20 protein-coding genes are annotated in these 24,214 nt (G+C 41.9%); 10 read left to right on the plus strand and 10 right to left on the minus strand.

The features are described 5' to 3' along the window. Positions 1 to 100: 100 nt before the first annotated feature. From EKQ44_RS00125 to EKQ44_RS00135, 3 genes are read left to right on the plus strand one after another with little or no spacing between them, the layout of a single operon-like run. Positions 101 to 1,627 carry a phytoene desaturase family protein gene (locus EKQ44_RS00125; protein ID WP_237661504.1) on the plus strand — a complete coding sequence of 509 codons (1,527 nt, stop codon included), beginning with the start codon at positions 101 to 103 and terminating at the stop codon, positions 1,625 to 1,627. Further along, positions 1,624 to 3,123, plus strand: coding sequence for a phytoene desaturase family protein (locus EKQ44_RS00130; protein WP_237661505.1), 1,500 nt, complete (start codon positions 1,624 to 1,626; stop codon positions 3,121 to 3,123). The genes EKQ44_RS00125 and EKQ44_RS00130 overlap by 4 nt, the downstream gene beginning before the upstream one ends. After that, positions 3,089 to 3,922, plus strand: coding sequence for a phytoene/squalene synthase family protein (locus EKQ44_RS00135; RefSeq protein ID WP_237661506.1), 834 nt, complete (start codon positions 3,089 to 3,091; stop codon positions 3,920 to 3,922). Before EKQ44_RS00130 ends, EKQ44_RS00135 begins: the two co-directional genes overlap by 35 nt. 260 nt (positions 3,923 to 4,182) lie before the next feature. Here the strand turns inward: EKQ44_RS00135 and EKQ44_RS00140 are convergent, their stop codons facing one another. From EKQ44_RS00140 to EKQ44_RS00170, 7 genes are all read right to left on the minus strand, one after another. Continuing rightward, positions 4,183 to 5,649 carry a phytoene desaturase family protein gene (locus EKQ44_RS00140; RefSeq protein WP_237661507.1) on the minus strand — a complete coding sequence of 489 codons (1,467 nt, stop codon included), beginning with the start codon at positions 5,647 to 5,649 and terminating at the stop codon, positions 4,183 to 4,185. Beyond that, the gene (locus EKQ44_RS00145; RefSeq protein WP_237661508.1) at positions 5,646 to 6,755 is read right to left on the minus strand and encodes a glycosyltransferase family 2 protein; all 1,110 of its coding nucleotides are present in this window, start codon (positions 6,753 to 6,755) and stop codon (positions 5,646 to 5,648) included. Before EKQ44_RS00145 ends, EKQ44_RS00140 begins: the two co-directional genes overlap by 4 nt. Positions 6,756 to 6,779: 24 nt before the next feature. Further along, positions 6,780 to 7,445 carry a lysophospholipid acyltransferase family protein gene (locus tag EKQ44_RS00150; RefSeq protein ID WP_237661509.1) on the minus strand — a complete coding sequence of 222 codons (666 nt, stop codon included), beginning with the start codon at positions 7,443 to 7,445 and terminating at the stop codon, positions 6,780 to 6,782. Beyond that, on the minus strand, positions 7,414 to 8,205 hold the full coding sequence (locus EKQ44_RS00155; RefSeq protein ID WP_237661510.1) for a carotenoid biosynthesis protein: 792 nt from the start codon (positions 8,203 to 8,205) through the stop codon (positions 7,414 to 7,416). Before EKQ44_RS00155 ends, EKQ44_RS00150 begins: the two co-directional genes overlap by 32 nt. 311 nt (positions 8,206 to 8,516) lie before the next feature. Further along, positions 8,517 to 9,890: an ammonium transporter gene (locus tag EKQ44_RS00160; protein WP_237661511.1), complete on the minus strand. Its 1,374-nt coding sequence runs from the start codon at positions 9,888 to 9,890 to the stop codon at positions 8,517 to 8,519. Positions 9,891 to 10,109: 219 nt separating this feature from the next. Next, positions 10,110 to 10,451 carry a P-II family nitrogen regulator gene (locus EKQ44_RS00165; RefSeq protein ID WP_237661512.1) on the minus strand — a complete coding sequence of 114 codons (342 nt, stop codon included), beginning with the start codon at positions 10,449 to 10,451 and terminating at the stop codon, positions 10,110 to 10,112. Between the two features lie 263 nt (positions 10,452 to 10,714). Next, the gene (locus EKQ44_RS00170; protein ID WP_237661513.1) at positions 10,715 to 12,070 is read right to left on the minus strand and encodes an MATE family efflux transporter; all 1,356 of its coding nucleotides are present in this window, start codon (positions 12,068 to 12,070) and stop codon (positions 10,715 to 10,717) included. 120 nt (positions 12,071 to 12,190) lie between these two features. Between EKQ44_RS00170 and EKQ44_RS00175 the strand changes: the two genes are divergently transcribed. Further along, positions 12,191 to 13,063, plus strand: coding sequence for an AraC family transcriptional regulator (locus tag EKQ44_RS00175; RefSeq protein ID WP_237661514.1), 873 nt, complete (start codon positions 12,191 to 12,193; stop codon positions 13,061 to 13,063). 87 nt (positions 13,064 to 13,150) lie between these two features. Here EKQ44_RS00175 and EKQ44_RS00180 read toward each other — a convergent pair whose 3' ends face one another. Beyond that, positions 13,151 to 14,914 carry an alpha-glycosidase gene (locus tag EKQ44_RS00180; RefSeq protein WP_237661515.1) on the minus strand — a complete coding sequence of 588 codons (1,764 nt, stop codon included), beginning with the start codon at positions 14,912 to 14,914 and terminating at the stop codon, positions 13,151 to 13,153. Between the two features lie 437 nt (positions 14,915 to 15,351). Here EKQ44_RS00180 and EKQ44_RS00185 point away from each other — a divergent pair, with 437 nt between their 5' ends. The 5 genes from EKQ44_RS00185 (at position 15,352) to EKQ44_RS00205 (ending at position 21,628) form a co-directional block, all read left to right on the plus strand. Then, positions 15,352 to 16,641, plus strand: coding sequence for a sugar ABC transporter substrate-binding protein (locus EKQ44_RS00185; protein ID WP_237661516.1), 1,290 nt, complete (start codon positions 15,352 to 15,354; stop codon positions 16,639 to 16,641). An 81-nt stretch (positions 16,642 to 16,722) separates the two neighbouring features. Continuing rightward, positions 16,723 to 18,015 (plus strand): sugar ABC transporter permease, encoded by a 1,293-nt coding sequence (locus EKQ44_RS00190; RefSeq protein ID WP_237661517.1) that lies wholly within the window; start codon positions 16,723 to 16,725, stop codon positions 18,013 to 18,015. Continuing rightward, a complete protein-coding gene (locus tag EKQ44_RS00195) occupies positions 18,015 to 18,857 on the plus strand; it encodes a sugar ABC transporter permease (protein ID WP_237661518.1) in 843 nt (280 codons plus the stop codon). Before EKQ44_RS00190 ends, EKQ44_RS00195 begins: the two co-directional genes overlap by 1 nt. A gap of 88 nt (positions 18,858 to 18,945) precedes the next feature. Continuing rightward, positions 18,946 to 20,496, plus strand: a complete 1,551-nt coding sequence (locus EKQ44_RS00200; RefSeq protein WP_237662518.1) for an alpha-amylase family glycosyl hydrolase — start codon at positions 18,946 to 18,948, stop codon at positions 20,494 to 20,496. A gap of 82 nt (positions 20,497 to 20,578) precedes the next feature. Further along, complete coding sequence (locus EKQ44_RS00205; protein WP_237661519.1) at positions 20,579 to 21,628, plus strand: LacI family DNA-binding transcriptional regulator; 1,050 nt, start codon at positions 20,579 to 20,581, stop codon at positions 21,626 to 21,628. A gap of 413 nt (positions 21,629 to 22,041) precedes the next feature. Here EKQ44_RS00205 and EKQ44_RS00210 read toward each other — a convergent pair whose 3' ends face one another. After that, positions 22,042 to 22,905, minus strand: coding sequence for an SDR family oxidoreductase (locus EKQ44_RS00210; protein ID WP_237661520.1), 864 nt, complete (start codon positions 22,903 to 22,905; stop codon positions 22,042 to 22,044). Positions 22,906 to 22,987: 82 nt separating this feature from the next. Here EKQ44_RS00210 and EKQ44_RS00215 point away from each other — a divergent pair, with 82 nt between their 5' ends. Beyond that, positions 22,988 to 23,491, plus strand: coding sequence for a GNAT family N-acetyltransferase (locus EKQ44_RS00215; protein ID WP_237661521.1), 504 nt, complete (start codon positions 22,988 to 22,990; stop codon positions 23,489 to 23,491). 40 nt (positions 23,492 to 23,531) lie between these two features. Here the strand turns inward: EKQ44_RS00215 and EKQ44_RS00220 are convergent, their stop codons facing one another. Beyond that, positions 23,532 to 24,023 carry a YajQ family cyclic di-GMP-binding protein gene (locus tag EKQ44_RS00220; protein WP_010192059.1) on the minus strand — a complete coding sequence of 164 codons (492 nt, stop codon included), beginning with the start codon at positions 24,021 to 24,023 and terminating at the stop codon, positions 23,532 to 23,534. Between the last annotated feature and the right edge of the window lie 191 nt (positions 24,024 to 24,214).

The raw sequence follows: 24,214 nt of genomic DNA on the forward strand, positions 1-24,214 counted from the left end.
AGAGTTCTGGATTGTAAGAATGAACAATATTATGTATAATGTTTGTATAATATTTGTTTAATTAAAGAGCGGTTTGTTTGGAATGAGGAGGCGTACTAAAATGAGCAAAAAAATAATTGTGGTTGGCGCAGGTCCAGGCGGATTGGCAGCTGCAATGATGCTTTCTGCAAATGGGTATCAGGTGACCGTAATGGAAAAGCAACAATATGTCGGTGGGAGAAACTCTGCCATAAAAATTGGTGAGTTTACGTTTGACATGGGCCCAACCTTCCTTAGTATGCCTCAAATAGCTGAAGAGATTTTTGCAGAGTCAAAGCGAAACATGCATGACTACATGGAAATGAAAGAATTAAAGGATATGTATGAACTTGTTTTTCCGGATAAATCATTTATGGTAACTCGTGATCAAGAGAAGATGAAACAGACCATTGAAAAATACTTTCCTGGAGACGGAGAAGGCTATGAGCGCTTCATGTCCGAAACGGAAAAACGGATGGACGCCTTGTCACCCATTCTTCAAGGAAAGATGGACCGTTTCTATCATTATTTCCAATGGAAGGTTATTAAAGCCCTTCCGCAATTAAGCTTAGGAAGCAGCCTGTATGACCAATTGAGTAAATATTTTCGGGAAGAGCAGCTGAAACTTGCGTTCACATTCCAATCTAAATATCTTGGAATGTCTCCTTGGGAATGCCCGGGTGCCTTCTCGATCCTTTCATGGATGGAGCACGCATATGGAATCTATCATCCTATCGGCGGAGTCAATCAGCTATCTGAAAGCATGGCTAAGGTTGTAACGGAACATGGTGGGAGGATCAGTCTTGGCACAGGGGTGAAAAAGCTGTGGTTGCAAGGGCGTAAAGTAGTTGGTGTCATATTGGAAGATGGCACAAAAGTCGAGGCGGATGAGGTAGTGGTCAATGGTGACTTTGCCCACGTCATGACAAACCTGGTGGATGATAAAGTGCTAAAAAAATATAGCAAGAGAAAGTTGGAGAAAAAGAAGTTTTCCTGCTCTACCTTCATGATTTATCTCGGCCTGGATAAGGTGTATGACCTGCCTCACCATAGCATCATATTTGCAGAGGATTACAAAAGGAATGTGGAAGAAATAACAAAAACAAAAAAGCTTTCGAACGACCCTTCCATCTATGTGCAGAATGCTTCGGTTACAGATTCTACATTGGCTCCGAAGGGGAAGTCGGCCCTTTATATTCTAGCTCCGGTTCCTAACAATTTCAGTGAAATAGATTGGCAGAAAAATAAAGAAAAATTCAGAGATCTGGTGTTTGAATCACTGGAAAAGAAAAGTGGATTTAAAGAACTTAGAAACCATATTGAAGTGGAGAAGATCCTTACTCCAGAAGATTGGGAAAAAGAAGTGTTTGTATATAAGGGAGCCACTTTTAATCTTGGACATCAGCTCAGTCAAATGATGGTGCTTCGTCCGCATAACAAATTTGAAGAATTGGATAACTGCTGGCTTGTCGGCGGTGGTACCCATCCTGGAAGCGGATTGCCCACTATATTAGAGTCAGCACGAATCACTACCGGACTACTACGTGGAAAACATGAAACACAACCTCAACAAAGCTTCCAAGCGAAAAGATTGGAGAAAGCTCAATGAGTAGACATATAGCAGTAGCAGGAGCAGGGATAGGTGGGATGATCACAGCGCTTCTCTTAAAGAAGCAAGGGTTTAATGTGAGCATCTATGAAAAAGAAAAACAAGCAGGAGGTCGCCTTTCTTTTGTCGAAAGAGAAGGTTACCGAATTGACAAAGGTCCAACCATTGTCCTTCTACCCGAAATGTTAACGAGCATTTTGCAAGAAGCAGGCGTTTCTGATGATGCTTGGGAGCTTATAAGGCTTGATACCCTTTATTCCATACACTTCAAAGACGGAAAAAAGTACAGCAAATTTAAAGACAGAGATAAGCAGTTATTGGAGTTGTCTCAAGAATTTCCTGGTGAAGAAGAGGGCTTTAAGCAGTATATGGAAGCAATGAAAACAAACTTTGAAATTGGGCAGACCTCCTTCCTCGAGAAATCTTTTACAAGAAAACGAGATTTCTGGACTGGAAAGAACCTCACGTCTTTAGTCAGATTAAAAGCATATCAATCCACCAAAAAATTCTCCGGGTCCTTTTTCAAGGATGAACGCCTTCGGGAAGCCTACTCTTTACAAACTTTATATATCGGTGGTCATCCTCAGACATCACCGGCTATGTACAGTCTGATACCTTACAGTGAGCATGAACATGGGATCCATTACATGAAAGGTGGGTATGCCTCCCTGGTGAAGGTGCTGACTGACACTTTAAAGGAAAATGAGATTCCTCTTTATGTGGATAGCAGGGTGGAGGATATTAAAAAGGCAAACGGTCTAGTGGAATCCATCCGGGTTAACGGTCGGGCCATTGAGGTGGACGCTCTTGTGTGGAACGGTGACTTTCCTACTGCTGCACATATTCTCCATGACAAGAGAAAGTATGAACCTTCATCTGGATGTGTGCTTTTCTATTTCGGATTGGATGGAGTGTATGAAGAGTCAGATATACATCAATTTTTTATGGGTGGAGATTTTGATCAGCATATGAGGGAAGTGTTTGAGGAAAAGAAAGTACCCACAGATCCATCCTTTTATACTTTTAATCCATCATTGATAGATTCTTCATTGGCCCCGGACGGAAAAAGTACGCTATATGTATTGGTTCCGGTTCCTTCTGGCAGTCATATAGATTGGAGCCTAGAAACAGTGTTTATGGAAAAGATGTTGAAAAATATCGAAGAAAGGGCGTTCCCAGGATTAAGCGATAAGATGGAATGGATGGAAGTAAGGACGCCGAATGACGCCGAACAGGATGGTTTATTTCAGGGAGGGAGTTTCGGCATTGCGCCAAGCTTATTCCAGTCCGGTGTATTTAGGCCTCAAGCAAAACCGACCAATCTTGAAAATGTGTATGCTACAGGTGCTTCCGTTCACCCAGGGGGCGGTATCCCCATTGTCATGCAAAGCGCAAAGCTTGCAGCAAATCAGATAATCCAAGATTTTGCCCATCATTCATCTACAAAGGATGTGAATCTCAATGACCGACTTAACGAAAGCCTATCTTCATTGTGAATCCATAATCAAAGATCATTCCAAAACGTTTTACAAGGCATTTATGCTTTTACCTAAAGAAAAAAAACAGGCAGTCTGGGCCGTGTATGCTTTCTGTCGCCAGGTGGATGATATTGTGGATGAGGGAAGGGACCCTAAGGAGGAGCTGTTTGGATTCAAGCAATCTTTTGCCGTTTTCTTGAAAGATCAATTACCTTCACAAGATCCGATGTGGCTTGCCCTGCAGGATGTATTCCGAAAATATGAGATGGACGTGCAAGCCTTTCACGATATGATCACAGGACAGGAAATGGATTTATATAAAAAGTTATATTATACAGAAGAAGAGGTGCTTCATTATTCCTACCATGTAGCAAGTACGGTTGGTTTGATGTTACTGCCCATCCTCGCACCCAATAATAAGGAAGCATTGCGGCAGGATGCCATTGCACTTGGCCAGGCGATGCAAATAACCAACATCCTGCGGGATATCGGCGAAGACCTGGAGCGGGATAGGATCTATATCCCCATTGAAAAGCTTGAGCAGGCAGGCTACTCAACTGAAGACTTAAAAATGCATATTGTGAACAATAAGTTCATCTCTGTATGGGAAGATATGGCCAATAAGGCGGAAAAGCTTTATGAACAGGCGATGAGTTCCATCGATCTCTATCCGTTGCATTCGAGGACACCTGTGAAGGGAGCGGCGTATCTGTACCGTGCCATCCTCGGTTCAATCCGTAAAAAAGGGTATTCTGTCTTTAAAATGAAGCACTATGTCAGTAATGAAGAAAAGCGGGAAATCATTTCGCAAATTTAAAAAAATCACCACGGTGGCTGGACACTGTGGTGATTTTTTTATTGATAACAATTAATTATAAGGTCTTTATCTTGATTTTTGAAGCCTCTCTACCACGAAAATTGAAGTAGGAAGGTCTTCATCCTGTAAGGAAGACCTCACTTCCTAAAAAACTAGTATTTAATATTTCCCCACTTTCTTCCCTGTTTAAAGATAGGAGGGGAGCAATCGGCGGAAACTCCCCAGGGGTGCGAAGTGGCAGGATCTTGTTTTAGATTTGTTTAGCCTCGGTCACTGATCATTCTCCCTACATTCAACCCTGATAAGGTGACCATAGGGGATCCACCACCTGGGTGGGTGGATCCGCCTACAAAATAGAGGTTTTCGATATCGGCCGATTTGTTTCTTGGCCGAAAGAAGGCATCCATTTTTCGGTTGGAAGCTACCCCATATAGTGCACCTTTAAAGGCACCGAACATGGATTGAATATCCCTTGGTGAGATGACCTTATCTGCCAAAATATGTTCTTTCAGAGATAGTCCTTTAGTCGCTAAGGATTCGTAAATCATCTCTTTATACGTTTCGGGTGCCTTGGAAGATTCCCCTAAGGTTGCCGGCGCGTTTACCAAAATGAATAGATTGTCCCCATTGGGACTCTTTTCCTTTTCAGTAAAAGAAGAGTTACTGAGATAGATGGTGGGTTCTTTTGCATATTGCTTTTCATCAAACAAACTCTTAAATTCCTGTTGATAGTTTTTAGAAAAATAAACAGTATGATGTAGCAGTTCGGGATGACGCTTGTTCATTTCTGCAAGAACCACATACGCAGAGATTGATGGTTCATACCCGGAGGCTTTTTTATCCGTAAAGTGAGGCCTGTCCATTTCTTTTACAAGCTCAGGGTATGCTACCAGCAAGTCAGCATTCATGACTATGGTATCTGCCAAATAACGGTCCCCGTCTTCTGTTGAAACGGATACAGCCTTCTTGTTTTTTACTTCTATACTCGTAACCTTACAGTTTGTTTTTATTGTCACCCCTATTTTTTTTGCAACCTCTTCAAAGCCTTGTGCTATCTTAGTGTTTCCGCCTTTTGTGTAGTAAACGCCCTCCACAAGTTCCAGATAAGCGATTAAGCCGAAAGTCGCTGGAGAAACGTAGGGAGAAGATCCGATATAGGTTGCATAGCGGTCCAATGCTTGAATAACGAAGGGATTGGTGAAATATTTGCGGTGTAAGCCATGTAATGATTGCATAGGACGAACTTTGCTAAAGGAAAAGCCTAACTTTGGTGATAGATAATCAGCAGTGGACGTGAAGGTCCGGCGAAAAAATTGGGCCTCTCCCAGCATGTATAATCTTGTCACCTCTTTTAAAAAAGCGTCGTAATTCTGTGCACCTACTGGGTCTAAAACTGTAAGTTGTTCCTTCATCCTTTCTTTAACGGAACTAAAGTCCAAAAATGTCCCATCAGAAAAATAATTCCTTGTATGGCTATGAAGTTTCACGAATCTAAAATAATCATCAGGATCTTCGCCTGCTTGTGATATAACCTCCTTAAATACACCGGGCATGGTGATGGTATTTGGTCCAAAATCGAAAGATGCCTGTCCTAACTGAACAGGCATCAGTTTACCGCCTAAATGACTATTTTTTTCAAGTAAGGTTACGTCAAAACCGTTAGAAGCAAGCGTAATGGCAGCTGAAAGCCCACCAAGGCCACCTCCGATCACAATCACTTTTTTCATTTATAGGCACGCCCCTTCCAAATATAATGTTGATTTTTTAAAGACTTCCACATGGAAGCGTGCATGATGACAAGGAAGGCAAGAGCGCTTAGGGGCATAAACAAAAACAGATAAGAAACCTGCCCCGTCTGCAAGTCAATATAAAGCTTGTGCGCCCAAACGAGTAAAAGGGGTACGATAAACCATATTCCGTAAAACGGCGCCATGAAGACCAAAAAGAAAGGCAATACATACAACAAACTGTAATAGATGGTTAAAAGTGCGACCATGATAGGGGATTTTCCTATTCCGATGTAGATGTTTTTCAAAAAACCATTCCAAACCTCAGAATTGGTTTCATACATGTGACAAGTAACATAGGGGGTCGCGTTAATCAATTTTACTTTAAAACAGTGCTCCTTCATGACTCTTGCTAGATGAACATCCTCGACGATACTGGATTTTACGGAAAAGTGTCCCTCGATAAAATCATAGGCGCTCCTTTCAAAAAACATGAATGCACCATGTGCGGCGCTCGCGGGCTTGAAGGAACTGTAATTAGCCAAGGCTAATGGGAGGTGAAGCCAGATGACAAAATGCTGCATCGGGACTAACAGTCTGCTTAACCACGTTGTTACCGGAAAATGGGGGAAACCAGTAACAAGACCAACCTTTTCATCCTTAAAAAAAGGTAGCATATGTTCAATGGTGTTCTGGTTTAAACGGGCATCCGCATCAAGGAAAAGCAAAAAGTCTCCGTTTGCAGCATGGGATAGTTGATAGCAGGCGTGAACTTTCCCCGCCCACCCTTTTTTCAGAGGGGCACCCTGGATAAGGGAGAAACGGCTATCTTTTCTTGTTAATTCTAGCGCCTTGGAGTAAGTTTCATCAGAAGAATGATCATCCAATAAAACGATCTCTAGGTTAGGAAATGAAAGCTGTTTTAAGTTTTCAATAAGAGGCTCGACATTGCGCTCTTCATCGCGCATGGGAATTAGAATGGAAACAAGGGGAGGGGACGAAAGTCTTGATGGCTTTTGGTAGTTTGGGAAGAATAGGCCGTTAATGACAATCCAAAGGAAGGAAACGGATAGGATAGCAGAAAGCATGTAGATGAATGATTCCATAACGGTTTCCTCCTTTGTCTATGATTATAATAAAGATCTGTAACTAGCAGTATTCTGGTCAATTACGTTTTGCTTTACCTTATCAAGAAGATTGGTGTAATGGTCTTCTAGGTACTGATTCTTCTCTTTGGTTGAAGATCCTTCGAGCTGTGAATAAAAAATAGGCTCATCAAGCTTAATGAATACTTCAGGTTTCCTCTCACCTGTGAACGTATAATACAGGCAAACGGGAACTATAGGAATATCGGTGTTCTTCACGATATGAACGGCTCCCGGCAGGAATGCAAGCGGTCGGATTTCAAGGTGGCGTTCATCACCCTGAGGAAATAGCCATAAGGTGTTACCGTTTTTCAACCTATCCTTTGCATAGTTCATGGAGCGGACAATATCCTTTGGATTATCCCTATTCACCGAAAATCCTCCTATTTTACGGAAAAAAGGGAATTCCTTGATGCCTTTCTCATGCATCATGACATAGCTCTCCTGTTTGATCACAAGCTGATTCAAATGAAAAACAACCAACGCATCCCACCATGTACTATGGTTTACTATGTACAGGACAGGGGAGGTTGGGATGGAAACGTTTGGTTCCGCTGCAATCTTTATCCCCCTAAAATGAAATCGAAGGAAGCGCTTGTTGAATTGATGAAAAAAGAAGTCAAACCGTTTGCTTTTTTTTGCTGGAATCATGCGAGAGCTCCTTTGTATGGAGAGTAGCCCAGTATAATAAAAGGGTAGGGATGATTGTCACGACCAAAGCCATATAAAGCTGGGCTGTTACAGCTATCATACAAAACATGGCAATCATCAGGCCGTATAATAGATACATATTCTTTTCCCAATAGACATTTTCCTTTGAAGTAACCTCTTTTGAAAAATATAAAATGAACAAGTGAAATAATAATGACAATCCAAACCAACTGTAAAAGTTAAACATGGGAATGTCATAATAGATGCTGGAGCCTTCCCATATCCAATACTCTTTTGCAAGAAAAGCAACGGGGTCGATGATTAAGTCCAACACAACCGTCGCAAACGCTGCTAGTATTGCTTTAGCAAGAAGGGGAGCATGAGGGATGACTCTTAGCGCCATCACATGAGACGTCGAAATGACTAATACCCAAGCAAAACCAATCGTGATGGGTACATCAAAAAACTTTGGTCCAAAATAGGAATTATAATAATAATCACCAAAAAGGAACCCATACTTCACTCCGAAATGTTCCGCAGCCATGGAAACGGTGAAGACAGCGATTGTAAAAACAGCACCGATGCCACGATAGTTCTTTATAAAATAGATCGCCCCAAGTGTTCCTGCGGTTACAAGGAATACGACATTTGCCCATTCCAACCATGGAGGTAAAAGATCAAAGGTCAACAGGATGACACCGCATATATACCATATGATGAAAAATCTAAAAATCATTTTCTCCCATGTACCAGTAGTCAATTTAATCACCTCTAGGAGGAATTATACCATTATAGTTAAATGATTGTATAGGTTTTGTATATGTAAGAAAGCGATCCGATGGGCTCTGCCATGGATCGCTTTTATAGTTGCTTGTTCAACTCCTTATAGATTTACGTTCCAGGAGTTCGTTTTCCGCGGGGCGGTGTTTGAGCCTCCTCACAACGCTTCAGGGGTCTCAATCTACCGCTACCTCTCGCAGGAGTCTCACACCTTGCACTCCAATCCAAAGGGAAACCATCAATCCAATTTCTATTTATAACTATGATGGTCGACGGTTGACATTCTTAAACTTAATTGGCTTTGACTTTTTTTGCTGGGCTTCCTAGGTTGTTTAGTCGGTGGACAAGTCCTGTACCGAATTCAGGGGCTGAGCTATTATCAGAGAATACGGATTCCCTTAATTCATAAGCTGCAGAACCATGCTCTGCGAAATCGAGGCCTGAAATTTCTTCTTCCTTTGTCACACGGATGGTGGTGAATCTTGTAACGATGAAGAGGAAGAGGCTAACAGATCCGATCGTCCAGCCAGTAACTGCAAGCACGCCAATCGCCTGCACACCTAATTGAGTGATACCGCCGCCATAAAACAATCCAGAAGAGGTGGAAAATAGACCGACAGCAAGTGTTCCCCAAATTCCGCAAACACCATGAACAGCTATAGCGCCGACAGGGTCGTCAAGCTTCACTTTACGATCAATGAATGTAACGGCCTCTACAAGAAGAACTCCTGCAACCAGACCGATAATAATTGCGCCGATCGGAGATACATCTCCAGTACCAGCAGTGATTCCCACCAAGCCAGCCAGAGCGCCATTGAGCGTTAATGATGCATCTATGCGTTTGTAACGATGATTTGTATAAAAAGCGGATGCCAACACTCCTGCGGAAGCAGATAACAAAGTAGTGGTGATGACATGTGGAATGAGAGATGGATCTGCCGCCAATGTGCTACCACCATTAAATCCGAACCAACCGAACCATAAGATAAATACGCCAAGGGCGCCTAGTGGAATGTTATGACCGGAAATGACGTTTACTTTTTCGTTTGTATATTTTCCAAGACGGGCACCAAGGAATTTAACGGCAACAATGGCTCCGAGTGCCCCGGTAAGATGGACTACGGTAGATCCTGCGAAATCAGTGAAACCAAGCTCTGCTAACCAGCCGCCTCCCCAGACCCAATGGCCGACAATTGGATAGATGACAGCAGTCATGGCAACCGTCAATAAAATATAGCTAGAAAGTTTCATGCGTTCAGCGACTGCACCGGAAATAATCGTTGCACATGTTGCTGCAAACATTGCCTGGAATACGAAGAAACCAATTTGATCTTCGTGACCTGTTAAGAAAAATCCGTCCAATCCGGTAAAACCAGCAACGGAGCTTCCGAACATGAGCGCGTAGCCTAAAGCCAAGTATAGAATTGCCGCAATGGAGATCGTCAGGAAATTTTTCATTAAGATATTCAGAGCGTTTTTAGATCTTGTGAATCCTGACTCCACCATGGCGAAGCCTGCATGCATGAAAAATACTAATAGTGCTGCAACCATAATCCAAACCATATCAAGGGAAACACTTAAGCCTTCGACTGTCGGTGCTTGGGCATGTGCGGTAGAACTTACGAGTAATCCGCCAGTAACAAGTAATCCGATTTTTTTCTTCAATTTTATCATCCTTTCTTTTTTTTGGGTTAGCTCTGTTAAACACCGCTGTTGATTTCCGCACTAGGCTTCGCTTTCCTAGGGGCGTTTAGGGAGCCTCCTCGGCTTGCGCCTGCGGGGTCTCCCCTAAACGCTATCTCCCTTAGGAGTCTTCGCCTATTGCTCCAATCAACAGCTAGGTTACTGCAAAAATCAACAGTATCCTTTAACAGAGCCTATGGGTTAAATAATAGCGAGCTTTCCGTTTTCGCCGGTTCGAATCCGGATGGCATCTTCAATTGGGTAGATGAAAATCTTTCCGTCACCAACTGTGTTGCTTGAACATGTTTCTTGAATGATCTGTACAATTTCATCCACAAACTCGGCTTCCACTACCATTTCCACCTTTACTTTCGGAAGCAATTTAATTTCAAAGGTGTTACCTCTGAAAAGTCCTTGTTGTCCTTTTTGTTGTCCGCACCCTGCAACTTCCGATACCGTCAGACCATTGATCCCGACTTCCTCGAGCTTTTCACGAAGAGCACGGAATGTTTCCGGTCTGATGATGGCTTCCACTTTTTTCATCGATATCTCTCCTTTAATATGGTGTTATATTTCCTAACATCAGTAGTTATGTTTTATATCATATTCTATAAATATGTAGCATGCAATAGTAATTATCAAAAAAATCAGTCGAAAGCGCTTACTAGTTTGTAAGGAAATCTTACATTGTTTAAAAAACGAAAAACTGTTTTCGTAAACTTGTTGATTTTCGTATAAATAGACAGGTAATTAAAAAGCCAATCTAAATGTAAAACAAAATAGAACCCTCCGATTGGAGGGTTCTATTAGGATGCTTCTTGTTTTTGAATAAATGATTTACTGACCCAAGTACGGGATCTCCAGCGGTAAAGCATGATGATTCCGCGCAGCCATTCATCCAATATCATGGCGATCCATACGCCGATTAGCCCGAAGCCGAAATGGATGCCTAGAATATAGGAGACAGTCACACTCACACCCCACATCGAGCATATGCCGATGTAAACGGGGAATTTAACATCTCCTGCAGCACGCAAGGCATTGATAACTACCAGGTTGAATGAACGCCCTGGTTCCAAGATGACTGTAAACAAAATCAAGGTGCCACCGAGTGCGATAATGTCAGGGTTCGAAGTAAAGAAGCCCAATAAGGTATCAGAGAAAATCGCGATAGGTATTGCAGTGGCGATAGAAATCACTATCGCAAGTCGCAGACTTTTAAGGCAACGTTTATAAGCATCTTCTACTTGGCGGGCTCCTATTTGATGACCAATCATTATCTGAGTTCCTTGACTGATGGCAAGGCTGAAAAGGAAAATGAACATCATAAGACTTTGGGTATACACTTTCGTAGTGAGCGCTTCTGTACCCATCATAACGATGAAGTAAGTAATGACAATCTGGGAGGTGTTATAAGATAAATGTTCACCAGCTGATGGAATGCCAATTTTCAATAGATTTTTCAGATGGTCAATTGGTAGTTTAAATAATCTACTGAAAGGAAGGGGCTCTTCTATTCTTTTGAACAGAAGGATTGTAATGACAATCAATCCTAATGTACGGCTCACGACCGTGGAAATGGCCACGCCATCCACACCAAGTACCGGAATGCCGAATGGACCGAAGATGAATAAATAGTTTCCAATTACATTGATGATATTCATTCCGATGGTGACGTACATGGCATCTCTAGTGAACCCGTAACTCCTGATGGTGGCACCAATGGTAATGACCAGCGCCTGGATGAATGAGAATACTCCCACTAGTTTCAAATAGGAATCTGCCTCAGACAGGAGTTCAGGAGGAAGGTCCATCATTAAAAGAAGTTTGGAGCTGAACAGAAATACGACGATACTGATGGCGAGACTGAATAGAAGATTCGCTCCAATCGAGACGACGGTCACTTCTGCAGCGAGCCCTCGATTTTTAGCTCCAAGGTATTGGGCCACAAGAATGGTGGTACCCGTTGCGATGAAGCCGAACATAACAATCAGCATGAATAGAATTTGATTTGCGACACCAACTGCTGCCACCGAGTCATCGGAGTACTGACTCAGCATCAGAATATCTGCATTCCCCATCAGCATGTGCAAAAGTACTTCTATAAAAATTGGCCAAGTTAAGGCGAAAAGTGTCAATTTTTTTGTATTTGTTTCTTTCATTTTGGCTACTCCTTTTGATGAATCCGACATAAAACCATTTCCCAGTTTAAACGCATTTTATTATAATGGAAAGAGAGGATTTCGATACTTATTGGATTATTCCGACTTGAGGTGTAAAGAATGTCAATGATAGCTATGTCCATTCCGCCATTTCCCACGTTCATCAGGGGAGGGGAATATACTTTTTATAAAGGAGAACGTCATTTTTCCAGGGTGTTTACCGTGTTTGACTTGCTTTATGTGAAAAAAGGGACTCTATTCATGCAAGAGGGCAAGAAAAGATTTGAAGTTACCGAAGGACAATATGTTATTTTGGTACCTGGAGAGAGGCATGAGGGATATGCAGATTGTGGGGAACAGACGGATTACTTCTGGCTTCACTTTGTCATTCCGGGTGATGAGTATCAAATGGTGGAAGATAAGGAACTTGATTGGTCTTTTGTTTATATAAAGGAGCCGACATTTACAGAGGTTGGGCACTATCAGTTTCACTTGCCGCAGTTTGGGAAAGTGAACCGCAGGGAGATTGTGGAGCAACAGTTAGAAACACTGTTAAATACACGGGATGGGGATGCCCATATCCCTGATGACTATTTACGGCAGCAAATACAATTCTCTGAGTTCGTCGTTCAGTTACAAAAAGAAGCCTTCTCCATTCCGAGCGCAACGGAGAAGGTTTGTGAAAGTGCAATGAAATACATACAAGAGAATTATAAAAGGCCTGTTAATATGAGTATATTAAAAGAGGAGCTGAACTATCATCCGGATTATCTGACCCGCTGCATGCAAAAGACAATAGGAATCAGCCCCATTCAATATTTGACTCACTACCGATTGAACCACGCGAAACGCTTGCTGGCAGAAACGGAATATAAGGTCTCCGCCATTTCACGTGAGGTGGGTATTGAAGATGTCACCTATTTTTCGAAGTTATTTAAAAAGGTGGAGGGGACGACGCCGATGGAATATAGGAGATTGGTGCATAGGAAGTGACTATTTGAGCAGGCCCTTAAACAAAGAAATGCCCGCTAATTTACTTAGCGGGCATTGTTAATACTACAAACTAAAGTTTATGGTAGATCAGTAAGCCAAAATCTGAAACCCATAAGGAGGAAGCTTTGCTTGTAACGTTTCCGCTTCTGCAGCAAACTCCTCTCCGTTCCATAAATCGCGCAATACCTTGCCCTTCACACCATCCGGTAGCGTTACAACCAAGTCCTTGTCGCTATTATTGATCACAAAAATGATTCTTTCCCCGTTGGAAGCGGCAACCTTTTCATACATCACATGGTTTGTTTCATCACTTGCTTCAATGAAACGAATATCCCCATGGTTCCCAAAAGCCGGAAGCTCCTTCCGAAGAGCAATCAATTTTTTCACAAATTCAAACATGTCATGATCCTGCTTGTCTTCCTCCCAAATCATGCACTTACGGCAACCCGGATCCTGATCACCAGTCATGCTAAATTCATCCCCGTAATAAATGCACGGCGCTCCGATGAAGGAAAGCTGGAATAGAAACAACAATTTTAACTTGCTTTTATCTTCTTCACAAATAGTTAGAATTCGTGGAGTATCATGGCTACCTAATAAATTGAAGGCAACTTCATTCACATTTACAGGGTAGGAGTGCATTACTTTTGAAATCGAATTAGCAAACTCCGAAGCTTTTGTTTTGTTTTTAGCCAAATAATCAAGTGTCGCAGTTGTAAATGGATAGTTCATAACGGCATCGAATTGATCTCCTTGAAGCCAAGGCATGGAGTCGTGCCATATTTCACCCAGGATGTAAACATCCTCTTTTTCTTTTTTTACAGCCTGTCGGAAATCTCTCCAGAACTGATGGTCGACTTCATTGGCAACATCTAATCTCCAGCCATCAATGTCATACTCACGTACCCAATAGCGGCCAACTTCTAATAAATAATCCTTGACCTCAGGATTCTCCGTATTGAGTTTAGGCATATCGGAAACAAAAGCGAATGCATCATAATTCGGTTTGGGCTTTGTCACCACAGGGAAGTCCCAGATATGGAACCAATCTTTATACTTTGATTTTTCTCCGTTTTTCAAAACATCCTGGAATGGAGCCCAGAAGTAGCCGCTATGGTTGAAAACAGCATCTAGCATGACTTTGATACCGTGATCATGACATACTTTCACAAGTTTTTTGAACGTTTCTTTTGTGCCGAATTGAGGGTCGATTTCCATATAGTCAATGGTATCGTATTTATGGTTGGAGTGAGCTTTAAATATCGGTGTGAAATAAATACCGGTGATGCCAAGCTCAACTAGATGATCGATATGCTCTATGACACCTTCAAAGTCACCTCCGAAAAAGTTAGTGGTGGAAGGTTCCGTGCTTCCCCAAGGAAGTGCACCTTCCGGATCGTTTTCCTTATTGCCGTTTCCGAAGCGTTCAGGGAATATTTGATACCAGATCGTATCTTTTGCCCAAGCAGGTGCCTGGAACACATCAACTTTATTTAGAAATGGAAAGCAAAAGTAGAGACCGCAATCTTTAGGTTCATCTTCATAAAATCCTTTTTCATTATAAATCAATTCTTCTTCGCCTGATGTTAAGGCAAATCCGTAACGTAATCGTCTGAATTCAGGTGAAACTTCTGCAATCCAGTAATCATAGAATTCATCTGACCCGGATTTATCCATGACTTTCCTTTTTGAAACCCATTCGCCTTTCTCCCATACATATGGATCGCCATGTATTAGTTCTACAGTCTCCACATCATCTTTCTTTGTTTGCAAACGGATATGTAAAGTTTTCTCATCATACGCGTATGCAAAGTTATTCTTAGGACGATGAAATATTGCTTCCTTAAGCATATAGCATTCAACCTCTCCTTCATGCAATCGATTGCATTTTTTATGAGAAAAAAATGGTTGAAAAGGTTTCATTGCCATTTTATTCAACATAAGGGTATGTCAAAACGAAAGCGTTGTCAATGAAAACAGGCCATGTGCAGGAAAGCGAATGAGTGAGGAAAAATATTCTAGACAAATAGTCCTGTAGTTAGATTAATAAACTCATATATATCAAGGTTTTCAGGGAAATCTTTAATAGATTGTCCATAAAATTTATCACTAGATTAATTTTTTTGAAAAAACAGGTTGTCAATTGGGCGAATACATGTATAATAAAAAGTGAAAGTTGTGCAATCGTTTTCACGAAAAAATGTAAGCGTTATATGGTTTCGCTTACATTATATGCAATCGTTTGTGCATCTTAGTAGAAAGATTATTCAAATGACGGAGGGGTCAAAATGAAAAAGTTCCTAGCAATGTTAATGGTTGCCGTTCTTACTTTAGGCGTCCTGGCTGCATGTGGTCCACAACGTGAGACAGGCAATGAAGGTGGCAACACTGGTGCTGAAGGTGAAGGTACTACAACTGAAGGTGTGGATAAGCCAGAAAGCCTTACAGTATGGGTAAATGATGATGAGAAACAAAGAGCGGCATTAGATGAAATCTTTGCAGCTTATACAGAAGAAACTGGAATTGAAGTTAAAGCGACTGGTATCTCCATGTTGGATCAAGTAGAAGCACTTGCTCTTGATGGTCCTGCTGGAAAAGGTCCAGATGTATTCTTCGGTCCACATGACCGTCTTGGTGATATCGTTCTTCGTGGTCTTGCAGATCCAATCGACTTAGGGGAAGATGCTTCTCTTTACAGTGAAACAGCAATCAATGCTGTAACAGTTGATGGTGAAGCATATGGAGTACCACAAGTTATCGAAACTTACGGTATGTTCTACAATAAAGATCTTGTATCTGCTGAAGAAATCGCAACAATGGAAGGACTAATGAAGGTTGCTGAAGAGCAAACTGACGCTGGTCAAGACAAATACGGATTCTTAATGGAAGCAACAAACTTCTATTTCATCTATCCTTTCTTCGCTGGTAACGGCGGATATGTTTTCAATAACGATGGTTCTGGTTTTGATGCTTCTGACATCGGTCTTGCTAACGAAGGCGCTGTTGAAGGTGGAGAACTTGTACAATCTTGGTTCGACAATGGATATATCCCTAAAGAAATCAATGGCGATATCATGAGTGGATTATTCACTGATGGCAAAGTCGCAACTGTTCTTACAGGTCCTTGGAACATCGCTACTTATAGAGATGCTCTAGGTGACAAATTGGGTACAGCTACACTTCCTAAACTGGAAAATGGAGACGTTCCAAAGTCTTTCGTTGGGGTAAAAGCTTGGATGTTAAGCTCATACTCTGAAAATCAAGAGTGGGCAATCGACTTAATGAAATTCATCACTAACTATGACAATGCAATGAAATACTATCAAGCTGCTGGTGAAATGCCTGCACTTCAAGAAGCATTAGATAGCGAAGAAATTGCTAACGATGAAATCATCGGTGCATTCGCTGAGCAAACTCAATATGGTGAGCCAATGCCAAACATTCCACAAATGCAACAAGTTTGGGATCCTATGGGTAGCGCTCTTCAATTCATCGCTAACGGCGACGATGTTGGTGAAGTATTAGAAGAAGCGGTTCAAACAATCGAAGATAATATTGCAGCAAGTGGAGCTCAATAATTACTAACGATTAAACCTGGTGGATAGACTAAGCTGAGACGCTAGTCTATCCACTATATTTCTTTAAAAGGAGGATCTGCTATGTCCGGCACAGCAACTGAAAAAATGCGCTCACATAATCCAACTTTAGCAATGGTCCTTTCCATTATTTTTGCAGGGTTAGGTCAACTCTATAACCGCAGATATGCGAAAGGGATTTCATTCATTATCATTGAAGCCGCATTTTTGATTACGTTTTTCGAGTTTCTTAACATTGGTTATTGGGGACTATTCACACTTGGAGAAATTCCTAGAGTAGACCACTCCATCTTTTTATTAATACAAGGTTTGATTTCTGTTATTATCACTGTATTTGCAGTGGCCTTATACTATCTGAACGTAGTGGATGCAAGAAACAATGCAATCGACTTGAAGTTGGGGAAAGAAAAGCCAACTGTAAAAGAAGCATTCAAGAACTTTTATGACACTGGCTTCCCTTACTTAATGGTAATCCCAGGATTGATTTTACTATTATTCGTAGTAGTATTACCGCTAATGTTTATGGTTTCCTTGGCTTTTACAGATTACAACCTATATAACACACCGCCAAGAGCGTTACTAAATTGGGTTGGCTTTGAGAACTTTACAAGTCTGGTATCGATTCCACTTTGGAAAACGACCTTCATTAGTGTTTTTGCTTGGACGATTGTTTGGACCGTCTGCGCAACTACAGGACAAATTGCGCTCGGATTATTCCTGGCATTGCTAGTAAATGACCCCCGTATAAAATATAAACGCTTTATCCGTACGATTTTAATTTTACCTTGGGCAGTCCCAGCGTTCGTTACAATCTTGATCTTTGCTGCGATGTTCAATGATCGATTCGGTGCAATCAACCGTGACATCCTAAGCACCATTGGTTTAGCACTACCATGGTTGACTGATCCGTTTTATACAAAAATAGCAATAATCATGATCCAAACATGGCTCGGATTCCCATTCGTTTTCGCACTATTCACAGGGGTGCTTCAGAGTATCTCCAAGGATTGGTATGAAGCTGCGGATGTGGATGGTGGAACTCGTTTCCAAAAATTCCGTTTCATCACGATGCCACATCTTTTATATGCAACGGCTCCACTATTGATCATGCAGTATGCAGGAAACTTTAATAACTTTAACATCATCTATCTGTTCAACCAAGGTGGTCCCGCAGTCCGTGGACAAAACGCTGGTGGGTCGGACATTCTGATTTCATGGGTTTATAAATTGACGTTCGATACGAGTAACTACAACATGGCAGCAGCAATATCCATCATACTCGGACTTATTGTAGCAGGTTTTGCCTTCTTCCAATTCCGTCGTACTCGTTCGTTTAAAGAGGAGGGTAATATATAATGAACCTTAAAACAAAATCTAAGATCGAAGTTTCATTGATCTATTTATTCCTAGGCTTCATGTTCATCATTATTGCCTACCCGCTTTTATGGACTATCGGCTTATCCCTTAACCCGGGAACAAGTCTTTACTCTGCATCGATGATTCCTGAAAACTGGTCGCTTGTACATTATAAATGGCTATTTACAGATCCACAGAGTGATTACTTGACATGGTATAAAAACAGTATCATGGTCGCGGTTGCCAATTCTTTCTTTTCAGTATTGATCACGGCTTTTGTAGCATATGCGTTTTCGCGCTACCGTTTTGTAGGAAGAACGTATGGGTTATACGCATTTCTTCTATTACAAATGTTCCCTGCTTTGATGGCGATGGTTGCAATCTACATCATGCTGAACATGGTCGGTTTATTGGATTCTCTTGTAGGATTGACATTGGTTTACATCGGTGGGCAAATACCATTTAATGCATGGCTTGTTAAAGGGTATTTCGATACCATTCCTAAAGAGTTGGATGAAGCGGCACGCATGGACGGAGCTGGACACTTTGGCGTATTCTTCAAAATCATGCTCCCACTTGCCAAGCCGATCCTTGCAGTAGTAGCGTTATTTAACTTCATGGCACCATTTACAGACTTTATCCTGCCTCGAATTGTGTTGAGGAACCCGGAGAACTTCACGTTAGCCCTGGGATTATTCAACTTTATCAATGATCAGTTCGCTAACAACTTCACTCGTTTTGCAGCAGGTTCCATCCTGATTGCCATTCCGATTGCGTTGATGTTCCTGTTCTTGCAACGCTATTTGATTGCCGGACTAACTGCAGGTGGAACAAAAGGATAAGAATAGTATATAATCGTTTATGGAAAGTAAGGGTCTTTGACCGAAAACTACACTACTAAAACGATTTTAAGGGAGGGAAGCGGAATTGATGAAAAGAGTGATGGGGCTCATTCTCGTTCCGTTTCTTCTTTTTTCTGCATGGTTTGTTCCGCCCGTTCAACCTGTAAACGCCGAAAAAGAAGAACACGCATGGCAAGATGAGATTATTTATTTTATTATGATTGACCGCTTTAACAATGGGGACACATCCAATGACTTTGACGTGGATCGAGATGATCCGAAGGCCTACCACGGTGGGGATTTCCGTGGGATCACTGAAAAACTGGATTACTTAAAGGATATGGGATTCACCGCACTATGGCTGACCCCTATTGTTCAAAATGAGGAAAAAGGGTACCATGGCTACTGGACAGAAGACTTCTATAACACAGAAGAGCATTTCGGCACACTAGAGGAATTCAAGGAATTAGTCCAAGAAGCACACAAAAGAGACATAAAAATAATTGTTGATTTGGTAGTCAATCATACGGGTTACCAGCATGGTTGGCTGAATGAAGAAGACAAACAAGATTGGTTCCACCCAAATGAACCTATTCGAAATTGGGATGATCAAGAGCAAGTTGAAAATGGTTGGATTTATGGTTTGCCGGATTTAAATCAGGATAACCCTGAGGTCAGGGAATATCTATTGGATATGGCCAAATGGTGGATTGAAGAGACGGATATTGATGGTTATAGGCTTGATACTGTGAAACATGTCCCTAAGGATTTTTGGAAAGAGTTTGCCGAAGAGGTTAAATCCGTAAAAGAAGACTTTTTCTTAATCGGTGAGGTTTGGCATGATGATCCGAAGTATGTGGCAGGATACCAGGAAACGGGCATCGACTCCTTTGTGGATTTTCCGACCTATAACGAATTAACGCGAGTATTTTCAAAAGCGGATGAATCTCTAAGCCGCTTGGATACGATTTTCTATCACAATCAAAACCTTTATGATAACCCTTATGTACTGGGAACATTTCTGGACAATCACGATGTGGAGCGCTTTACAAGAGCAGCCATTAAGAATAAGCAACATCCTCCAACACGATTGAAGCTTGCTCTCGCTTATATGTATACCGCACCTGGAATTCCAATTGTGTATTACGGAACAGAGATTGCTCTTGATGGTGGGGAAGATCCTGACAACCGCAGAGATATGAACTTCAGAGCAGACAAAGAGATAATAGATTATATCACCAAACTAGCTGAATTGCGTAAACAGATGCCAAGTCTGACACACGGTACCTATGAGATGGTTTATGATAATGGCGCCATGGCTGTCATCAAACGCGAGTATGAAGGAGAAGTCAGTTTTGTTGCTATCAACAACTCCAGCGAAACACAGGCAGCGCCTATTGATGCAGAGCTTGTAGGAGAAAGCATGGAGCTACGCGGTACCCTAGGGGACGAACTGGTTCGTAATTCCAACGGTACTTATACCATCGGACTAGACCGCGAAACAGCTGAGGTCTATACAGTAAAAGAAGATTCCGGTATCAATGTAGGCTTCGTTAGTGCCATGGTGTTGATCTATGGAGGGTTTGTGGCATTTATCGTTGCTGCTATTGTTAGAAGAAAGAAAAAGAATAAAAAATGAGTGCCTATGTCCTCCCAAGCGGAGGATAGGCTCCGTTATATTTGAATGCGTTTCCAATTAAAAAAGGGGAGGGGATAGGTGCATGGCAGTAACAATTAAAGATGTAGCGAAAATGGCCAATGTTGCACCTTCCACAGTTTCTCGCGTCATCGCGAACAACCCGCGCATAAGTGAAAAGACAAAAAAACGCGTGAGAGAAGCAATGGAAGAGCTTGGATATCATCCAAACTTTATCGCACGAAGCCTGGCAAACCAATCTACACAAGTAATCGGTCTTGTTATGCCGGCATCTGCAGATAAAACATTTCAAAACCCATTTTTCCCGGAAGTATTAAGGGGAATAAGTACGGCTGCGCATGAAAAGCAGTATGCCCTCCATATGTCCACTGGGGTAACTGGCAATGAGATATTAGAAGGGGTCATGCAAATGGTCCAGGGCCGTCGTGTGGACGGTATCATTCTCTTGTATTCAGCCGTGGAGGACAAAATCATCAAGTACCTTCAAAAAGAGTGCTTCCCATTTGTCGTCATAGGAAAGCCATTTGAGCAAGTGGAAGAGATTACACATGTTGATAACGATAACTACCGGGCGGCAAAAGAAGCTACCCAGCATTTGATCGGGCTTGGGCATGAAAGGGTGGCTTTCGTAGGTGGTAGCATCCAATTGGTGGTGACCATCGATCGGTTGCTTGGCTACGAGAAAGCGATCCGAGATGCGGGAATTCAATATAGGGATGAATATATCATTCATGAAGAGTTCCTGAAAGAGGGTGGCCAAGAGGCGATTTCCGAATTGCTTTCGCTAGAAGAGCCGCCAACAGCGCTTGTCGTTTCCGATGACCTGATGTCACTTGGGATCCTTAATACATTGCATGACATGGGAATATCCGTTCCAGATCAGATGTCCATTGTGAGCTTCAATAATGTGTTACTTGCAGAAGTGGCGCGTCCACCATTGACATCGGTAGACATCAACATCTTCCAACTGGGCTTTCAAGCTGCGAAGACTTTGATTCAAAAGGTGAAGGATCCGTCTGAACCGACCAAACGGATTATCATCCCACATACGATGGTAAAGCGCCATACTTGCAAGGAAATGACTAAGCAAAATGGAGATGGAAACATAGATTGATAAAAGGAAGCCGGCCTCAGATGATGGGGTTGGCTTTTTTACTAGAAATGGATATTGTTTTTTGTGTTTTCCTTAAACCTAAGAGAGATTAAAATCGGTTCGGACAAAATAGTGAGTCGTTCAGCCAATTAAATCCTGATAAATGGATATGTTCGGACAAGTGTTGGAGAGGCTCGGTCAAGGTTGAAGAGTGATTTGGACATTCTAATTTTCGGTTCGGACAAGAATTGAAAAACATCGGACAATAATGCGGAATATTCGGATAACTTTTGAAAGACTTCGGTCAAGAACTGAATAACTTCGGACATTTACCAAATTCACTCCAAAAGTGTAGTAAAATCAGAACAAAAAGCGCCCCATTCAAAATGAAAGAGCGCCAAGTTCCAAGTTTCAATCATCATCCAATAAACTACCTACCCATTCACAATCTTCCCGCCATTCACATGCAACATCTGGCCGTTCATGTAAGAGGCATCATCACTTGCCAAAAACACATAGCTCGGTGCTACCTCCTCAGGCTGACCGGGACGTTTCATCGGAGTATTCGCTCCGAAACTTGCCACCTTTTGACTAGAAAAAGTGGAAGGAATCAATGGTGTCCAAATAGGTCCAGGAGCTACACCATTAACTCGTATCCCTTTTCCAACGAGTTGCAAGGCAAGGGAGCGTGTAAAGGACACAATTGCCCCTTTGGTTGCCGAGTAATCCACAAGTAGCTCATTCCCGGCATAAGCTGTCACGGAAGCAGTATTAATGATGCTACTCCCATTTGCCAGAAAGGGAAGAGCTGCCTTTGTTAAATAAAAAAAAGAAAAAATATTCGTCCGGAATGTCTTCTCCAGCTGTTCTGCTGTTATATCCTCAATGCTCTCTTGTGGATGCTGTTCCGCCGCATTGTTGACAAGGATGTCTATTTTGTTAAAGTTGGCCATGGTTTCATCCACAATTTGCTTGCAAAATGCCTCCTCGCCAATGTCTCCGGAAATCAGGTGACACTTCCTGCCTTCTTGCTCAACCTGTTTTTGTGTCTCCTTGGCATCCTCATGTTCATTTAAATACACAACCACTATGTCTGCCTCTTCTTTTGCGTAGTAAATGGCAACTGCTCTTCCAATCCCGCTATCGCCGCCAGTGATGATTGCGACCTTATCTTTTAATTTTCCACTTCCCTTATAGGTCGGGTCCTCTGACTTCGGCTTTGGTGTCATCTCGGACTCTAAACCAGGCTGCTGATTTTGATGCTGTGGTGGGAGCGTCTGTTTCTGCTGTTCTGACATATTAAGCACCTCCAATAATCTTTCCTATTATTAGAAAATCACCTATAATTTATCCAATGGGAGAAAAAAGGGGAGAGTAAATATGATGATTAGACAAGCAAGACTAGAAGATGCAGAGGCACTCCTGATACATGCTAGAAAAGTATATGGAGAAGGACGCAATCTATTAACTGCACCGGAAGAATTCCATGTCACCATCGAAGAGGAAGTAAAGTGGTTACAAGATAATAAAGACAAAGGATATTTGACCCTTATAGCAGAAAAAGACTCAAAAATAATAGGAATGCTTAATGCCACAAAGGGTTCAAGAAAAAGAGTACAGCATATTTGCATGTTTGGGATCAGCATCCAAGAAGAATATTGCAACAATGGGCTAGGCAGCAACATGATTGCACAGTTGCTTGACTGGGCTAAAAGAGATGCTGAAATTGAAAAGGTTTGCCTGGAAGTATTTGCGCATAATGAACGAGCGATACATGTTTACAAGAAGTTGGGGTTTAAGATAGAGGGGAGAAAAGAACGGCATGTGAAGTTTGAGGATGGAACCTATTCGGATGAATTGCTTATGGGCCTGTTTGTAAAATAAGTGCCCACGTCATTTTAGGACGGGGCACCTTTAAATGGACTTATCGGTAGTTCACAAACTGCAGGTCGATATCCAAGTCAGCCTCACGAAGGGCAGCAATCACCTGTTGAAGATCATCGCGATTCTTTCCTGTCACACGTACCTGATCGTCTTGGATTTGTGTTTTTACTTTTAGACCGGAGTTTTTGATGATGGTGTTGATTTTCTTCGTATTGTCCTTATCAATGCCTTGAACGAGCTTTCCGCGTTGACGCACCGCACCTTTGGAAGCATCTTCAATTTTACCGTATTGAATGTTTTTGGTTGGAACATTACGTTTGATCATTTTGCTGACCATTACATCTTTCAGTTGATCCAGTTTGAACTCGCTATCAGAAAGAAGAACGATTTCTTCTTTTTCAAGTTTGATGTCACTCACAGATCCTTTGAAGTCAAATCGGTTTTGAATTTCTTTTAACGCAATATTGATGGCGTTCGTCACTTCAGACAGATCGACTTTAGAGACGATATCGAAAGAACTCTCTTTTGCCATGGAAATCCCTCCAGCATAGGTTAAAATTTTACCAAATGGTAATGGTAAGAAAAACATCGCTTTCTGTTCTTAATTATAGTAGAATAAAGCGGTTTGGACAACTTAATCAAAGTCAGGTACACTTTATATATTAGGCTTTAAAGAACACCGCTGTTAATTTCCGCAAACGGCTTCGCTTTCCGCGAGGCGAC

The organism is Sutcliffiella horikoshii (assembly GCF_021991925.1).
Lineage (GTDB): Bacteria > Bacillota > Bacilli > Bacillales > Bacillaceae_I > Sutcliffiella_A > Sutcliffiella_A horikoshii_F.

Excerpts from the sequence above, each read along its gene's own strand:
- EKQ44_RS00125 (WP_237661504.1), top strand. The coding sequence starts at position 101 with ATGAGCAAAAAAATAATTGTGGTTGGCGCAGGTCCAGGCGGATTGGCA.
- EKQ44_RS00130 (WP_237661505.1), top strand. The coding sequence starts at position 1,624 with ATGAGTAGACATATAGCAGTAGCAGGAGCAGGGATAGGTGGGATGATC.
- EKQ44_RS00135 (WP_237661506.1), top strand. The coding sequence starts at position 3,089 with ATGACCGACTTAACGAAAGCCTATCTTCATTGTGAATCCATAATCAAA.
- EKQ44_RS00140 (WP_237661507.1), bottom strand. The coding sequence starts at position 5,649 with ATGAAAAAAGTGATTGTGATCGGAGGTGGCCTTGGTGGGCTTTCAGCT.
- EKQ44_RS00145 (WP_237661508.1), bottom strand. The coding sequence starts at position 6,755 with ATGGAATCATTCATCTACATGCTTTCTGCTATCCTATCCGTTTCCTTC.
- EKQ44_RS00150 (WP_237661509.1), bottom strand. The coding sequence starts at position 7,445 with ATGATTCCAGCAAAAAAAAGCAAACGGTTTGACTTCTTTTTTCATCAA.
- EKQ44_RS00165 (WP_237661512.1), bottom strand. The coding sequence starts at position 10,451 with ATGAAAAAAGTGGAAGCCATCATCAGACCGGAAACATTCCGTGCTCTT.
- EKQ44_RS00170 (WP_237661513.1), bottom strand. The coding sequence starts at position 12,070 with ATGAAAGAAACAAATACAAAAAAATTGACACTTTTCGCCTTAACTTGG.
- EKQ44_RS00175 (WP_237661514.1), top strand. The coding sequence starts at position 12,191 with ATGTCAATGATAGCTATGTCCATTCCGCCATTTCCCACGTTCATCAGG.
- EKQ44_RS00180 (WP_237661515.1), bottom strand. The coding sequence starts at position 14,914 with ATGCTTAAGGAAGCAATATTTCATCGTCCTAAGAATAACTTTGCATAC.
- EKQ44_RS00185 (WP_237661516.1), top strand. The coding sequence starts at position 15,352 with ATGAAAAAGTTCCTAGCAATGTTAATGGTTGCCGTTCTTACTTTAGGC.
- EKQ44_RS00190 (WP_237661517.1), top strand. The coding sequence starts at position 16,723 with ATGTCCGGCACAGCAACTGAAAAAATGCGCTCACATAATCCAACTTTA.
- EKQ44_RS00195 (WP_237661518.1), top strand. The coding sequence starts at position 18,015 with ATGAACCTTAAAACAAAATCTAAGATCGAAGTTTCATTGATCTATTTA.
- EKQ44_RS00200 (WP_237662518.1), top strand. The coding sequence starts at position 18,946 with ATGAAAAGAGTGATGGGGCTCATTCTCGTTCCGTTTCTTCTTTTTTCT.
- EKQ44_RS00205 (WP_237661519.1), top strand. The coding sequence starts at position 20,579 with ATGGCAGTAACAATTAAAGATGTAGCGAAAATGGCCAATGTTGCACCT.
- EKQ44_RS00210 (WP_237661520.1), bottom strand. The coding sequence starts at position 22,905 with ATGTCAGAACAGCAGAAACAGACGCTCCCACCACAGCATCAAAATCAG.
- EKQ44_RS00215 (WP_237661521.1), top strand. The coding sequence starts at position 22,988 with ATGATGATTAGACAAGCAAGACTAGAAGATGCAGAGGCACTCCTGATA.
- EKQ44_RS00220 (WP_010192059.1), bottom strand. The coding sequence starts at position 24,023 with ATGGCAAAAGAGAGTTCTTTCGATATCGTCTCTAAAGTCGATCTGTCT.